This window comes from Pseudarthrobacter kochi, from assembly GCF_055412805.1.
The window spans coordinates 41,663-55,275 of the sequence record NZ_JBVAYV010000004.1 but is presented as its reverse complement, the minus strand read 5'-3'; the positions used below and the strand labels follow the sequence as shown (position 1 = coordinate 55,275).

The following is a 13,613-nucleotide window of genomic DNA, read 5'->3' as shown; positions in this document are numbered from 1 at the left end:
CGGGACCAGCCGGGCCAAAGCCGCCGCCCCGGACGGATTTCCCCATAGAATGGATTAATTGGCCCAGCCATCAGGCCAGCGAAACCAATCGAGGGACATCACGTCATATGGCACAGCGCCCACCGCTTCAAAAAATCACGGCAACACTGGGGATCACCGGAATTTTGGCAGTCGGGCTGGTCGGTTGTGGCGGGGGTGCCCCGGCGCCGGCCGCCAGCAATCCGCCCGAGGCATCCAGTTCTGCCGCCAGCAGCCCCAGCGCCAGCAACTCGACGCCCAGCGCAGCAGCATCAGCCGCACCCGCGGCAGCAGCGGCAGGCTCGCTCACCGCGCCGGGAACCAAGCTTAAGGCCGGCGAAACCGCCGTCACCGGATGGACAGCCTCAGCAAGGCATCCCTCGGCATCAGCGAGCCCAAGGTAACCGCCCAGCTCAAGGACGGCTCCGAAGCGCAGTCACTCATCGTCTTCGGTGCCTTCGACCAATGCGAGAGCACGCGCTTCGGCACCACCGGCACCGGCGATGCCCTGACCCTGGCGGTAGGCAGCACCATGGTGTCCTGCCAGGTGTTCCTGGCGCCGGCGCGCGATGAAATCAAGACCGTCGAGTACACCGATTCCAGGTACACGTACGCCAAGTACGGCGACAATCCCTACCTGAAGAATCCGATTTCCTGGACCAAGTAGGAGCATCCGCCGTGGCGCCGGAATCGGGCGCCGGGCGGGAAGGACGGCGTTCGCGGACTTAGCGGACGTCGTCGCCCGGGGCTTCGGCTTCCGGCCGGGGCTGCTCCGGCTGACCGCCGTGGCCGGACTTGCTGGAGCTCAGGTTCACGCCGGATCCCTTGCCAAGGTATTCGGCGTTGGGCTTGTGGCCCATGGACAGCATGGCGAGCACCACCAGAATCACAATGAAGGCGATGCCGGCGGCTGTGAAGGCCAGGTCAAAGCGGGGCGTCTTCGCGCTCCCACCGGAGGCAAAAATGAGGGTGGCAATGAAGGCCAGCACAGCCCAGAACGCGGAGAACATGAGCGGTCCTTTGACCGAGGTGCGCAGCGTGCGCGGTTCTCCAGATTTCTGCTGTGCCAAGGTGCTTCCTCCTGCAGCCAACGCCGCCAGGCGTGGCAGTTGTGATGCCGCAATCGTTCTACGCAAGGTAGAACCTGTCCCTACTAGTTTACGGCCTTTACCGAATCGGCCCGTGCATCGTGCCGCAGGGTCAGTCCGGCCAGCACCCACAACACTCCGCTGATGATCGCACCGCCGCCGGCGACGCCCAGCAGCGCGTGCGGACCGAGGTCAATGAAGAACGGCAGCAAAGCGGCCGTGCCCAGTCCGACAACTCCGGAGGCGACCCAGTCGCGGGCAAGAAGGGACCGTCCACGGTTGGTGATGCCAAGGTAGAGTTCCGCGGCGCCGGCGAGGCCCAGGCCCACCGCTGCGAGTACACCGAAGACCAGGCTGCCGGAGATGAACCCGACGGCGGCGCCGGTTCCGGTCAGCACGGCGCCGGCGGCGGAAAGGATCTTGCTGGACGCGGACCCGGGCCGGAGTCCGGCCTTATTCACACCCCAGAGCAGCACCACCCCCGTGGCCAGCAGGTACAGGCCGCCGGCCCAGCCCATGCCCGTAGGGGACGGCGAAGCCCAGAATACGGTCACGGCACCAAATCCCAGCGCGACGGCCGCCCGGACCAGCACGGGCTTCCAGAGATCCGCCGCAGCGGGCAGGGCGGCGGAGGCGTCTGGGGCTGCGGGGAGAGTCACCAGATTAGTTTAGTGCGAAGCCGCGGCCGAGCGCGCCAGGACCCCTGCGGAACCGGCAACACCGGCGGGGCGGCCCCGGGCAGGGCTCCGGCTCAGGGCGAGCCGAGCACCATCCACCGGTCCGTCCGCGCGCGGAGGCCAAGGGTCACGGCCCGGGCCGCCATATAGCCCAGCGAGAACGCCGCCCAGAGCCAGAGCAGCCCCGTGCCGCCGCCGGCCCCGGATTGCCGGACCGCCAGAAGCAGCGGGAGATACACAGCGAGATTCACGACGCCGGCAATCGCCAGGTACTTCGCATCCCCCGCACCGATCAGCACGCCGTCGAGGACGAAAACAAGGCCGGCGATCGGTTGTCCGGCGGCGAGTACCCACAGCGCCAGCGTGAGCGCTGCCTGAACCTCGGCGTCGGGCGTGAAGAGCAGTCCCGCCCACGGCGCCGCGACGGCCAGCAGGAGCCCGGCCAGCACGCCAAAGCCGAGACCCCAGCGGACCATGGTTCCGGTGAGCTCCCTCGCCGCCGCCGGGCGGGAGGCGCCGAGTTCCTTGCCGATCAGCGCCTGCGCGGCAATTGCCAGGGCGTCCAGGGCGAACGCGAGGAGCGTGAAGACCGTCATCGCGAGCTGGTGGGCTGCCAGGTTGGCCGGCCCCTGGGCAGTGGCCACCACAACCGTGGCAAGGATCGCGATGCGCAGGCTGAGCGTCCGCAGCATCAGCCAGGAGCCCACCCTGGTCAGGGCCCGGATGCCATGCCAATCGGGGAGCAGGGAAACACCGTGGTTGCGGGCGTTCCGCTGGACCATCACAACGTAGACCAGTGCCATGGCCCACTGGGCGATGCTGGTGCCGATCGCCGAGCCGGTGACGGAGAGCTGCAGCCCGTACACCAGGAAGAGGTTGAGCGCGATGTTCAGGGTGAAGCCGGCGGCCGCGACAAACAGCGGGGTGCGGGTGTCCTGCAGGCCCCGCAGCACGCCGGTGCCGGCGAAGATGAGCAGCATCGCGACGAGTCCGGGCATCGACCAGCGCAGGTAGTCCACGGCAAAGATCCGCACCGCACCGCGGGCGCCCATCAGGTCCAGGAGAGGCTCGGCGGCCAGGAAGCCGGCGACGGCCAGGGCGGCACCAAGCAGGAGCGCCAGCCAGACGCCATCCCGGCCGGCAGCGAGGGCCCTGGGCAGCTGCCCGTTGCCGATCGCCCGCGCCACGGCCGGAGTGGTGGAGTAGGCGAGGAACACCATGAGGCCCACCACTGTGTGCAGCACCGCGGACGCGAGTCCGACTCCGGCGAGCTGGGCTACGCCGAGGTGGCCGACGATTGCCGCGTCCGCGAGGAGGAACAGAGGTTCGGCGATCAGCGCACCAAAGGCCGGGACCGCGAGGCGCAGGATCTCCCGCCGGCGCCCCGCCGGGGACGGACGTGTTGCGGGAGGCTGGGCGGGGGCTGGCACGGAACCACCCTAACGGCTCTGTTGCGTCGCGCAGCTTCGCATTACTTGACTTTTCAACTAAGCCCCGGAAGAGTATAGGTTGAATCTTCAACCAAATCCCCGGGCGGCCTGCATCCGCCGCGGCCCCAACGTCAGGACGGCATCCCCATGAACCAGCCCACACTCACCACCTCGGCCCGGACGATCCTGCGCATCGTCACCGGATTCCTCTTCGCCGCGCACGGCTGGCAGAAATTCAACGAATTCACGATTGCAGGCACCCAGGCCGCCTTTACGCAGATGGGTGTTCCGGCCGCCAACCTTGTTGCCCCGGTCGTCGCCACGCTGGAACTTGTCGGCGGCGCCGCACTGATCCTGGGCGTGCTCACCCGCGTGTTCGCCGCCCTGCTCGCGGTGGACATGCTGGGCGCCCTGTTCCTGGTCCATGCCCCGGCGGGAATCTTTGCAGCAACGGGCGGCTACGAACTGGTGCTGATCCTGGCGGCCGCGGCGCTGGCCGTTGCCCTGGTCGGCGCCGGCAAGGTCTCCGTGGACAAGGCGCTCTTCGGCCGCTCCGGCTCCAAGCTCAGCGCCCTGGCCTGAGGAATACGCCGCACGCGGCGCGCGACGGCGGGCGGTCACCTTCTTCGGTGGCCGCCCGCCGTCGTGCCGTGTGGCGTCCCCGGCGGTATTTGTGTCGGGGGCCTGCGGCGCTTCCGCCGCCCGTTAGTAAACTCTCTTCATGAGTGAGACTGCCGCCAATGCCGTGACCTTGCGCTTCCTTGCGGCGCCCACCGACGTTGGCCACAGCGGTTCGGTCGACGCCGGCACCGTGCTCGAGTGGGTGGACAAGGCGGCGTACGCCGCCGCGGTCGGCTGGGCCAAGTCCTATTGCGTGACGGCATACGTTGGCAATATCCACTTCGCGGACCCGGTCAACAGCGGCGACATGGTCGAGGTCACGGCCACGATTGTCTACACAGGCCGGTCCTCCATGCACATCCGCACGGTCGTGTCCTCGGGCGATCCGAAGGGCGGCGCGGCCACGATGCGCAGCCAGTGCATCGTGATTTTCGTGGCAGTGGGCGACGATGGCAAGCCCATCCCCGTGCCGCAGTTTGAGCCGACGACACCGGAAGAAATCGAACAACGCGACCATGCGCTGGCGAGGATCAAGGTCCGCGAGGACATCGTCCAGGCAATGAGCGCACAGGAATATACCGACGCCGGAACCGCAGAGAAGGTTGTCCTTCGCTTTATGGCCGCCCCCACGGACGTGAATTGGGGCGGCAAGGTGCACGGCGGCATCGTCATGAAATGGATCGACGAGGCGGCCTACGTCTGCGCCTCACGCTACTGCGGGATGGACACGGTAGCCGTTTTCTCCGGCGGAGTGCGGTTTTACCGTCCGCTGCTCATTGGCCATGTGGTGGAGGTGGAGGCCCGGCTGGTCTACACCGGAACCAAGGGCATGCACATCGCGGTCCATGTCCGGTCCGGAGATCCCAAGGGACGCGAGCTGGAGCTGACGACCTACTGCCTGACCGTGATGGTGGCCCGCGACGAGCACGGCACGTCCGTCCCGGTCCCGCAGTGGGTTCCGGTGTCTGAGGAGGACAAGCGGCTGCACGCCCATGCCCGCGAACTGCTGGAGATCCGGGGCCGGGCACCCGGGAACCGGCTGCCCAACCACCTGCTCCCTGCCGAGGGCCGGTAGCCGCTAGAAGCCGCCGCCCCCGGCATCGGCCGCCATGTTGGCGAACCGGGAGTAGTGGCCCTGGAAGGCGACCACAATGTCCTTGGTCGGGCCGTTACGGTGCTTGGCGATAAGAATATCCGCCTCGCCGGCACGCGGCGATTCCTTGTCGTAGACGTCTTCGCGGTGCAGCAGGATGACCATGTCAGCATCCTGCTCAATGGAACCGGATTCACGCAGGTCCGAGACCATCGGCCGCTTGTCCTGGCGCTGCTCGGAACCACGGTTCAGCTGCGAGAGGGCAATGACCGGAACCTGCAGTTCCTTTGCCAGCAGCTTCAGCGCACGGGAGAACTCGGAGACTTCCTGCTGGCGGGACTCCACTTTCTTGCCGGAGCTCATCAGCTGGAGGTAGTCGAGGATAACAAGCTTGAGATCGTGCTGCTGCTTCAGGCGGCGGCACTTGGCCCTGATTTCCATCAGCGACATGTTGGGGCTGTCGTCGATGAACAGCGGGGCATCATTCATCCGGCCCATGGTGGTGGCGATCTTGGACCACTGCTCGTCCTTGATGGTGCCCTTGCGCAGGTCCTGAAGGCCGATCGTGGCCTCCGCGGACAGCAAACGCATGGCGATCTCGTTCCGGCCCATTTCCAGGGAGAACATCACGGTGGCGAGGTTGTTCTTGATGGCCGCGGAACGGGCGAAGTCCAACGCGAAAGTGGACTTACCGACGGCGGGGCGGGCCGCGATGACGATCATCTGGCCGGGGTGCAGTCCGTGGGTGAGCTCGTCAAGCTCGTAGAAGCCGGTGGGAACGCCGGTCATTCCCTCCTCGCGGTGGCCGGACGCTTCGATCTCGTCCACGGTGGACTCCATCACGTCCTTGAGGACCACATAGTCCTCTGCCGTACGGCGCTCCGCCACGGCGTAGATCTCGGCCTGGGCCTGGTTCACCAGGTCCTCGACCTCGCCGTCCTGGCCGTAGCCGAGCTGGACAATCTTGGTTCCGGCATTGACCAGGCGCCGCAAGACCGCGCGCTCACCCACGATTTCGGCGTAGTAGCCGGCGTTGGCAGCGGTGGGCACCGTCTGGATGAGTTCGTGGAGGTAGGCAGGGCCGCCGATCCGGTTGATCTCACCCCGCTTTGTCAGTTCATCCGAAACAGTGACGGCATCGGCAGGCTCGCCGCGGCCGTAGAGGTCGATGATGGCTTCGTAGATCGTCTCGTGCGCAGGACGGTAGAAGTCCACGCCCCGGAGGATTTCGACGACGTCGGCGATGGCGTCCTTGGACAGCATCATGCCGCCCAATACTGACTGCTCGGCGGGAATGTCCTGCGGCGGCTTGCGGCTGCCTTCGGCTCCCCGGGTCCCCTCGACTGAGTCCAGATGCGTAACTGACAAAACTGCCGTCCTCCATTGTGTGCCGCGGCGGACGTCCGTTCGCCGGCGACGCGTATGCCATTGGTCCTCGGTGCTCGGTGGCGCCGACCCCGGCGTATGCGCGACGGGTTAAGTCCTATCAGCCGGCTCCGACACTTTGGCCGCCTCCCGGCGCCGCCGGTTTTCCACAGCCCGGGCCCGGCACCGCGGCGCCGGAGATCGAAAGGAAGGCAGCATCGGATTTCGGTGTCCAAGGCTCGATATCCAGCAACGTTATCCCCCGTCCGGGCAGGCACCAACCCGGACGTCCCCAACCCCTGTGGATAAGCTGTGCACTACTGCCTCCTGCTTGTGCACAGCCTGTGGGAACAGCTGTGGATAGAAAATTTGTTGGGCCGGCAATCAGCTGCTGACCTGCGGAAACACTGACTTCGCCATGTGGACACAAAAGAATTTCGGCCGACGTTCATCCACAGAGCGCGGACCGCGGCTGGGGATAGCGGCTGGCAGATGAGGCCACACACCCACGGAAATATGCACATTTAGTGATAGTCATCACGGAAAACCCGGGAAAGACGCCTCCGGCGACGCAGGGTATGCCAATTCCCGAATATGCTGTGGATAACTGCGATCTGGCATAAGCTCATTGCATGGGCGATGTATTGCTGGTCATACTGCCTGCCCTCATCCTGGCAGCAGTCCTTTGGGCGTTTGCCACGGCCCTCAGGCCACGCGATTTTGGCATGTCCGACGCGGAGCGCTACCAGCACGAACTGGCGGTCCGTTCACAGGCCCACTATGCGGCCCAGGTTCAGGCCGCCACCGCCGCCCGTGCGCGGGTAGACGCAGTCACCCGTCCCAGCCAGAACGAACAGCAGCAGTCACAGCAGGCAGATCACGCCCGCATGGCGTTGCGCGCCCAGGCAGGCTCCGCACCTGCCGTCGGGCAGCCCGGCTACCAGGGGCCCATCCTGCCCGGCGGCCAACTGAACCCCCAGTTTGCCCTGCAGCTGCAGTCCCTGGCCCGGAACGGCAAGAAGCTCCAGGCCATCAAGCTGCTGCGCCAGGCAACCCATTCAGATCTCTTGACCGCCAAGAATTACGTAGATCGGCTGTAGTTTCATGGAATCCCTGCTCATCCCCCTGCTGATTCTGGCGCTCGTTGGCGCCGGCGTTCTGCTGGGCGCACGCGCCTTGGCCCGCCGCGGCGGCCGGACCCGGCCGGAGGCTGCACCCCAGCCCGGCCGCGACCCGATGCAACTGGCACGCGCCTCGGCGGCCAAACTCAGCCAGGAGCAGCACCGCCGCCTCTACGCGCTGATTGCCCAGGGCCAGGCCATGGGCGCCATCAAGTTGTACCTCGAGTCCACCGGAGAGGGCCTGAGGGCCTCCCGGGACGCCGTGGGGGCGCTTGCCGCCCACCCGCAGCCCTTCCGGCCCGAGACCCCCAAACAGGCGCCCAGCGAGGACGACGACAACGCACCGCAGCGCTTCGCCTACCGCTACCGCGCCATCGCCAGCAAGGGCGATCTCACCCGCGAGGTCAGCAGCAACATGCTCAACGATGAGATCTACGGCCGGATCCGCACCCTGGCCAGAAGCGGCGACACCGAAGCCGCTGCGGAGGCCCTCACCCGCCACTCGGACATCTCCATCAAACAGGCCCGCGAGTTCATCGCCCTCCTGGAGGACTGACCGCCGCACCCCTCAGTTTCATATGTCTAGAAGTCGAACAGCTCGCCGAGCCAGCCTTCCTTCTTCTTCGGGCGGCGGCGGTCGTCATAGCGCGGCTGTTCATAGCGGGGCCGGTCCCTGCGGTCGTCATTGCGGCGCTCATCTGACCGGCTGTCATCGCGGCGCGGGTCAGAATTATGGAGCGGTGGCGGAATGTGGCCGGGCGTCGCCGGCGGCAACGGTGCCGCCGCGGGTGCTGATGCGGCAGTTCCCATGAACCCCGCGGCGCGGTCAAGAATCTTGTCCAGTTCCCCCCCGGTCCAGCCACACGCCGCGGCACTTGGGGCAATAATCCATCTCGACGCCGCTACGTTCGCTCATAATCAGGTCAATTGAATCCACAGGACATTTCATGTCCCGCACAACGACCCGGGGCCAAATCAACTTGCTATTCCCATGAATCGTTCGCTGGAGCCCCGGCGGGGTCAGTGCCGGCCGGAAATGCCGGCGAGCAACTGCTCGAACGGAAGCGATTCCAGGACGGACTGCTTCTGCCGCGGCTGCGCGCCCTGCAGCAGGCCGATGAACTCGCCGGCCGCCCGGTCGATCCGCGTGGAGAGGGGCGAGCCGCCGTCGTCGTTGTTGCCCCAGTCCTGGGGGCCGGCGAAGACAGCAGTGCTGGCGATCCGGGTGCGGAGGTAGGCGAACAGGGGCCGCATGGCGAAATCCAGGACCATCTGGTGCCGGTCCGTTCCGGCCGTGGCGCCGAGCAGGACGGCCTTGCCCTCGAGCGACTTGGGGTCGAGGACGTCGATGAAGGACTTGAAGAGACCGCTGTAGGAGGCGCTGAAGACCGGGCTGACGGCAATGATCCCGTCCGAGGCCTCGACCCGGGCGATCACCTCGGCGAGCTTCGGAGCCGCATAGCCGGTCACAAAATTGTTCGCGATGTCCACGGCGAGGTCCCGCAGTTCCACCACCGCGATATCCACGGCGTAGCCTGCTGCGGCGAGCTGGCGCTCGGCGGAGGCGGCCAACTGGTCCGCGAGCAGCCGGCTGGATGACGGGACGCCGAGTCCGGCGGAGAGAACGGTGATGCGGCGGGATTCCACGGGGATGCTCCTCAAGTTGTTGCACGGCCACAAACGCCGATACATGCGTTTGCATCTACCTGTAGAAGCCGGGTCCTGGAGCTTTTATTCCCGCCCTTCGTTGCCCTGTCACTCCCGGTCCTCCAGCCCGCCGAATGGCGACCACAACTGGCAGCGCAACGGGGGCGGAACGCGCGGGCCGGCCGACGACCCGTTCAACCGTTCAGAGCAGGACGAAGCCCTCAATGCAGCTCACCGAGCTCCCTCCGACCCAGATGTCCTCCCCCACAGCGTCGATGTGGACCCGGCCGGACCGGCCCAGCACCGTACCCTGCGCCGCCAGGTAGGACTCGGGGGCGCGGCCACTGCCGATCAGCCACTGGGCCGCGCCGGCGTTGAAGCTGCCGGTGACGGGGTCTTCCGCCGCGGCGTCGCCCGGGATAAAGGTGCGCACCTCGAAGCCGGCCTCGGATCCGGCCGGATGGGGACCGATCACACCGACCTTGAGTCCCGCCATGGCCGCGTAATCAGGCCTGACAGCCAGCACCAGCTCCGCTGACTCGAGCAGCACACCGATCCAGTCCGGACCGTTGACCAGCCAGGACGCGTCCAGCAGCGCCTCCCGCGGCATCCCCAGGCCAGCGGCGACACGGGTGAGGTCCCTCTCGGCCACCGGCCCCGAGCGGGTCAGCGGCGGCGCCGCGAAAGCCAGCCTGCCGCCGTCGCGCTTCACCCTGACCAGTCCGGCCCCGCACTCCTGGACCACTGTCCCGTCCTGCCGGGGGATGCCGCCGGCTTCAAGCCAGGCATGCGCCGAGCCGAGCGTCGGGTGGCCGGCAAAAGGGAACTCCTCGCTGCCCGTGAAGATCCTGACCCGGTAGTCGGCGCCGGGGTCGGTGGGCGGCAGCAGGAACGTGGTCTCGGAGAGGTTGGTCCAGTTGGCGAACTGTTGCATCACGCCGGTGGAGAGGCCGGCGGCGTCGACGACGACGGCCAGCGGGTTGCCCCGGTAGGGCACGTCGGTAAAGACGTCCACCTGGGCGAAAGGGCGAAGGCGGGGCACCGGTGCCGTAGTCGAAGTCACTGCCGCAGGCTATCACCGGCACCACTCCGGCTGACAAGGCTGCCGCCGTCTGCAAGACTGCCCGCATGGCCGTGAACAAGACCCACAACAAGACCAGAGCAACGGGCGCGTCCGTTGAGGAGTTCCTGTCCGCCATCGAGCATCCCGTCCGACGCCGGGACGGGTACCGGCTGCTCGAACTGATGTCCGGGATCACGGGGCAGCCTGCCGAGATGTGGGGCCCCACCATTGTGGGCTTCGGCCGGTACCACTACAAATACGCAACCGGGCGCGAAGGCGACGCGCCCGCCGTCGGCTTCTCACCGCGGAAAGCCAGCCTGTCGCTCTACGGGCTGAGCTATGGGCCGGAGTCCGCCGGGCTGCTGGCACGGCTGGGAAAACACAAGACCGGCGCCGGGTGTCTCTACATCAACAAGCTCGACGACGTTGACGAGGCAGTGCTCACCGAACTGATCCGGAACGGCTACCGGTACGTCACGATGGAATTGCACCACGAATGAGAGTCAACGCAGAAGGCCCCCGCATCCGGTTCCCAAGAGGAATCCGAAGGCGGGGGCCTTCCAGCAGTTCAGGACTGCGGAGCCGGTGAGGGCTACTTGCCTGCGACTACGTCGAGTTCGATCACAGCGGCAACGTCGGCGTGGAGGCGGACGTGTGCCTGGTAGGAACCAACCGACTTGATGTGCGTCGGCAGTTCAACCTTGCGCTTGTCGATGCGGCCAAGGCCAGCGGCCTCAACAGCGTCGGCCACGTCGCCCTGCTTGACGGTGCCGAACAGGCGTCCGGTCTCGCCAGCCTTGACAACGAGCTTGACCGGCTTGGCGGAGAGTGCAGCGGCCTGCTTCTGAGCATCTTCCAGGGAAGCGTGCTCGCGGGCGGCGCGGGCAGTCTTGATGGACTCAACCTGCTTCTCGCCACCCTTGGACCAAGTCAGGGCAAAGTTGCGGGGCAGCAGGTAGTTACGTGCGTAACCGTCCTTGACCTCGACAACATCGCCTGCAGCACCGAGACCGGTTACTTCGTGGGTCAGAATGAGCTTTGCCATGTTAGTTAATCCCTTCCTTAGCCGCGGCCAGCGCCGGAGTAAGGCAGCAGAGCAACTTCGCGGGCGTTCTTGATTGCCTGTGCGATCTTGCGCTGTTCCTGCACCGTGACGCCGGTGACGCGACGGGCGCGGATCTTTCCGCGGTCGGAGATGAACTTGCGCAGCAATGCTACGTCCTTGTAGTCGATGACAGTGATGTCAGCGGCCTTCAAGGGGTTGGACTTTGGTTTGGGCTTACGGAGTTCAGCCTTAGCCATCGTGGAGCTCCTATTCGATGGAGCCCGTGGATATTGATCCACGGGATGGTGGTGATCCGACGCCGGTCAGCGCACGTCCGCCTTGCGGCGTCCGGCGGGTTCCGTCGTCGAACCTTAGATGTTGTTTAGAAGGGAGGTTCGGAATCCGGGCCGTTGCCCCAGCCGCCGCCTGCATTGCTGACACCGGGCGTGGCCCAGGGGTCATCCTGCTGCTGTGCGGGCTGGTTGCCGCCCCAGGTTCCACCCGAGTTGCCGCCGCCCTGGTTTCCACCAGAGCCGCCACCGAAGCCGCCACCACTGTTGCCGCCGCCGAAGCCACCCTGGGCACCGTTGCCGGCACCCCCACCGCCGGAGCGCTGGGTGCGGTTGACCTTGGCGTTGGCGTAGCGCAGGCTGGGGCCGATTTCATCGACCTCAAGCTCGATAACGGTGCGCTTCTCGCCTTCCTTCGTTTCGTAGGAACGGCTCTTCAGCCGGCCGGAAACGATCACGCGCATGCCCTTGGTCAGGGATTCGGCGACGTTCTCGGCTGCTTCACGCCATACCGACGCGCGGAGGAACAGGGTTTCCCCGTCCTTCCACTCATTGGACTGGCGGTCGAAGGTGCGGGGAGTAGACGCGATGGTGAAATTCGCTACTGCCGAACCTGACGGTGTGAACCTCAGTTCGGGGTCATTGGTGAGATTACCGATGACCGTAATAGTGGTTTCGCCTGCCATCTACTGCCTCCTTGTTCGTTCCTGCGGGGTGAAGAGTGAAAATCGGGAGCTGAAATTACTCAGCAACAACCTTCTGTACTTCGGGGCGGGTGATCTTGGTGCGCATGATGGTCTCATTGAGGCTCAACTGGCGATCAAGTTCCTTGGCGGTAGCCGGCTCAGCGGTGAAATTCACCACGGCGTAGATACCTTCAGACTTCTTCTGGATTTCGTAGGCCAGGCGACGGCGGCCCCAGATGTCAACCTTTTCGATGGTTCCACCATCGGTCGTGATGACGTTCAGGAACTTCTGAAGCGTTGGCTCAACGGTACGCTCTTCGACCTCGGGGTCGATGATTACCATCAATTCGTAAGGACGCATATGTGAACCCACCTCCTTTGGGCTAAGCGGTTACGGCATTTCCGTAACAGGAGGTTCATTTGCGGTGCCATGTGCCCGCAGCACCCCCAGGAACGGGGGCAGGGCGCAGCACAGACTTCAATAGCTTAGTGCATCGGGACCGGATCCGGCGATTCCATGCCTGCCCAGCGTAGGCGCGGCCGGCTGGTGCCGGAAGCCGCGCTGGCCTCCATGTGGAAAACCCTGTGCCATGATCGGGGAATGAACACGGGTTCCTCTTTCCGCCGCAACGCCCGGCCGATCCGGCGCAGCCGGCTGCGCCTGGCGGCAATGCTCCTCGCCGGGCTGCTCGCGGCCACGGCGTCCGGCCTGGCCGGGCACTGGGTGGAGGCTCCGGCTGTCGGCTGGGGCACGGCCTCGTTGACCTATGTTGTGTGGGTCTGGACGGCGATCGGTCGTTTCGACCCCGCCGAAACCCGGGCGCATGCCACCGTGGAGGACCCGTCCCGGAGTATCACCGACCTGCTGATTCTGGCGGCCAACGTCGCCAGCCTCGGCGCGGTGGCCGCCGTCGTCGTTGATTCCCATGCCAGCGACGGCGGGTCCCGTTTCGGCGGCGGGCTGCTGGCCCTGGCGTCGGTGGCCCTGTCCTGGCTGCTGGTGCAGACGCTGTTCACGCTGCGCTACGCCGAGCTCTACTACAGCACGGGCGGGAAGGCCGGGGCGGGAGTGGGCGGCATCGACTTCAACCAGGAACGCCGCCCGCAGTACACCGACTTCGCCTACCTCGCCACGAGCCTCGGCATGACCTACCAGGTTTCGGACACTGCCCTGCAGAACCATGGCATCCGGGCCGAAGCGCTCAAGCACAGCCTGCTGTCCTACCTGTTTGGCACCGTCATCCTGGCCACGACCATCAGCCTTGTGATCAGCCTGGCCTTCTAAGGGGACGACGGCCGACAGCGCTCCCGGCCACCGCTGCTGGAGGCTTTCCGGAACGGAATACAAGTACTGAACACGAAAACTACTCGACTTCAGTCGATGCCCTACTCGACTATCCGTGCGGCCTAGTCCCCCGACAGACGCCCGGCCTATATTTGCAAAAGCACAGCCATTTTGGTCAGGGTTC

The 13,613-nt window shown here is 65.9% G+C and carries 18 protein-coding genes and 1 pseudogene; 7 read left to right on the top strand and 12 right to left on the bottom strand.

Annotation, left to right across the window (positions count from 1 at the left end; all coding sequences use genetic code 11):
- Positions 1–127: 127 nt before the first annotated feature.
- Positions 128–328 (bottom strand): hypothetical protein, encoded by a 201-nt coding sequence (locus ACZY0Y_RS03410; RefSeq protein ID WP_463886006.1) that lies wholly within the window; start codon positions 326–328, stop codon positions 128–130.
- A 45-nt stretch (positions 329–373) separates the two neighbouring features.
- On the opposite strand from ACZY0Y_RS03410, the gene ACZY0Y_RS03405 reads away from it, so the two are divergent.
- Positions 374–685 (top strand): hypothetical protein, encoded by a 312-nt coding sequence (locus ACZY0Y_RS03405; protein ID WP_463956816.1) that lies wholly within the window; start codon positions 374–376, stop codon positions 683–685.
- Positions 686–743: 58 nt separating this feature from the next.
- Here ACZY0Y_RS03405 and ACZY0Y_RS03400 read toward each other — a convergent pair whose 3' ends face one another.
- The 3 genes from ACZY0Y_RS03400 to ACZY0Y_RS03390 all read right to left on the bottom strand — a co-directional run bounded on the left by ACZY0Y_RS03400 (position 744) and on the right by ACZY0Y_RS03390 (position 3,213).
- The gene (locus ACZY0Y_RS03400; protein WP_160668689.1) at positions 744–1,088 is read right to left on the bottom strand and encodes a hypothetical protein; all 345 of its coding nucleotides are present in this window, start codon (positions 1,086–1,088) and stop codon (positions 744–746) included.
- A gap of 83 nt (positions 1,089–1,171) precedes the next feature.
- The gene (locus ACZY0Y_RS03395) at positions 1,172–1,765 is read right to left on the bottom strand and encodes a hypothetical protein (protein ID WP_463886002.1); all 594 of its coding nucleotides are present in this window, start codon (positions 1,763–1,765) and stop codon (positions 1,172–1,174) included.
- Positions 1,766–1,857: 92 nt separating this feature from the next.
- Positions 1,858–3,213: an MATE family efflux transporter gene (locus tag ACZY0Y_RS03390; RefSeq protein WP_463886000.1), complete on the bottom strand. Its 1,356-nt coding sequence runs from the start codon at positions 3,211–3,213 to the stop codon at positions 1,858–1,860.
- Between the two features lie 147 nt (positions 3,214–3,360).
- On the opposite strand from ACZY0Y_RS03390, the gene ACZY0Y_RS03385 reads away from it, so the two are divergent.
- Positions 3,361–3,795 carry a DoxX family protein gene (locus tag ACZY0Y_RS03385; RefSeq protein WP_463956815.1) on the top strand — a complete coding sequence of 145 codons (435 nt, stop codon included), beginning with the start codon at positions 3,361–3,363 and terminating at the stop codon, positions 3,793–3,795.
- Between the two features lie 139 nt (positions 3,796–3,934).
- The gene (locus ACZY0Y_RS03380) at positions 3,935–4,909 is read left to right on the top strand and encodes an acyl-CoA thioesterase (protein WP_463885996.1); all 975 of its coding nucleotides are present in this window, start codon (positions 3,935–3,937) and stop codon (positions 4,907–4,909) included.
- 3 nt (positions 4,910–4,912) lie between these two features.
- Here ACZY0Y_RS03380 and dnaB read toward each other — a convergent pair whose 3' ends face one another.
- Positions 4,913–6,295 carry a replicative DNA helicase gene (dnaB, locus tag ACZY0Y_RS03375; RefSeq protein ID WP_024367946.1) on the bottom strand — a complete coding sequence of 461 codons (1,383 nt, stop codon included), beginning with the start codon at positions 6,293–6,295 and terminating at the stop codon, positions 4,913–4,915.
- Positions 6,296–6,924: 629 nt separating this feature from the next.
- On the opposite strand from dnaB, the gene ACZY0Y_RS03370 reads away from it, so the two are divergent.
- Entirely contained in the window at positions 6,925–7,392 is a 468-nt protein-coding gene (locus tag ACZY0Y_RS03370) for a hypothetical protein (RefSeq protein WP_463956814.1), read from the top strand.
- Positions 7,393–7,396: 4 nt separating this feature from the next.
- Positions 7,397–7,969, top strand: a complete 573-nt coding sequence (locus tag ACZY0Y_RS03365) for a hypothetical protein (protein ID WP_463956813.1) — start codon at positions 7,397–7,399, stop codon at positions 7,967–7,969.
- A gap of 26 nt (positions 7,970–7,995) precedes the next feature.
- Here the strand turns inward: ACZY0Y_RS03365 and ACZY0Y_RS03360 are convergent.
- The 3 genes and pseudogenes from ACZY0Y_RS03360 to ACZY0Y_RS03350 form a co-directional block, all read right to left on the bottom strand.
- Positions 7,996–8,362, bottom strand: a pseudogene (locus tag ACZY0Y_RS03360) (TFIIB-type zinc ribbon-containing protein).
- A 71-nt stretch (positions 8,363–8,433) separates the two neighbouring features.
- A complete protein-coding gene (locus ACZY0Y_RS03355) occupies positions 8,434–9,060 on the bottom strand; it encodes an FMN reductase (RefSeq protein WP_463956812.1) in 627 nt (208 codons plus the stop codon).
- Positions 9,061–9,262: 202 nt separating this feature from the next.
- The gene (locus ACZY0Y_RS03350; protein WP_463885990.1) at positions 9,263–10,123 is read right to left on the bottom strand and encodes a PhzF family phenazine biosynthesis protein; all 861 of its coding nucleotides are present in this window, start codon (positions 10,121–10,123) and stop codon (positions 9,263–9,265) included.
- Between the two features lie 65 nt (positions 10,124–10,188).
- Between ACZY0Y_RS03350 and ACZY0Y_RS03345 the strand changes: the two genes are divergently transcribed.
- Positions 10,189–10,623 carry a DUF1801 domain-containing protein gene (locus ACZY0Y_RS03345; RefSeq protein WP_463956811.1) on the top strand — a complete coding sequence of 145 codons (435 nt, stop codon included), beginning with the start codon at positions 10,189–10,191 and terminating at the stop codon, positions 10,621–10,623.
- A gap of 92 nt (positions 10,624–10,715) precedes the next feature.
- Here ACZY0Y_RS03345 and rplI read toward each other — a convergent pair whose 3' ends face one another.
- The 4 genes from rplI to rpsF form a co-directional block, all read right to left on the bottom strand.
- Entirely contained in the window at positions 10,716–11,168 is a 453-nt protein-coding gene (rplI, locus tag ACZY0Y_RS03340; RefSeq protein WP_160668675.1) for a 50S ribosomal protein L9, read from the bottom strand.
- Between the two features lie 17 nt (positions 11,169–11,185).
- Positions 11,186–11,425, bottom strand: coding sequence for a 30S ribosomal protein S18 (gene rpsR, locus ACZY0Y_RS03335; RefSeq protein WP_003800144.1), 240 nt, complete (start codon positions 11,423–11,425; stop codon positions 11,186–11,188).
- A gap of 125 nt (positions 11,426–11,550) precedes the next feature.
- The gene (locus ACZY0Y_RS03330) at positions 11,551–12,144 is read right to left on the bottom strand and encodes a single-stranded DNA-binding protein (protein WP_024366240.1); all 594 of its coding nucleotides are present in this window, start codon (positions 12,142–12,144) and stop codon (positions 11,551–11,553) included.
- A gap of 55 nt (positions 12,145–12,199) precedes the next feature.
- A complete protein-coding gene (rpsF, locus tag ACZY0Y_RS03325; protein WP_024366241.1) occupies positions 12,200–12,505 on the bottom strand; it encodes a 30S ribosomal protein S6 in 306 nt (101 codons plus the stop codon).
- A gap of 240 nt (positions 12,506–12,745) precedes the next feature.
- Here rpsF and ACZY0Y_RS03320 point away from each other — a divergent pair, with 240 nt between their 5' ends.
- Entirely contained in the window at positions 12,746–13,429 is a 684-nt protein-coding gene (locus ACZY0Y_RS03320) for a DUF1345 domain-containing protein (protein WP_463956810.1), read from the top strand.
- The last annotated feature ends 184 nt before the right edge of the window (positions 13,430–13,613 follow it).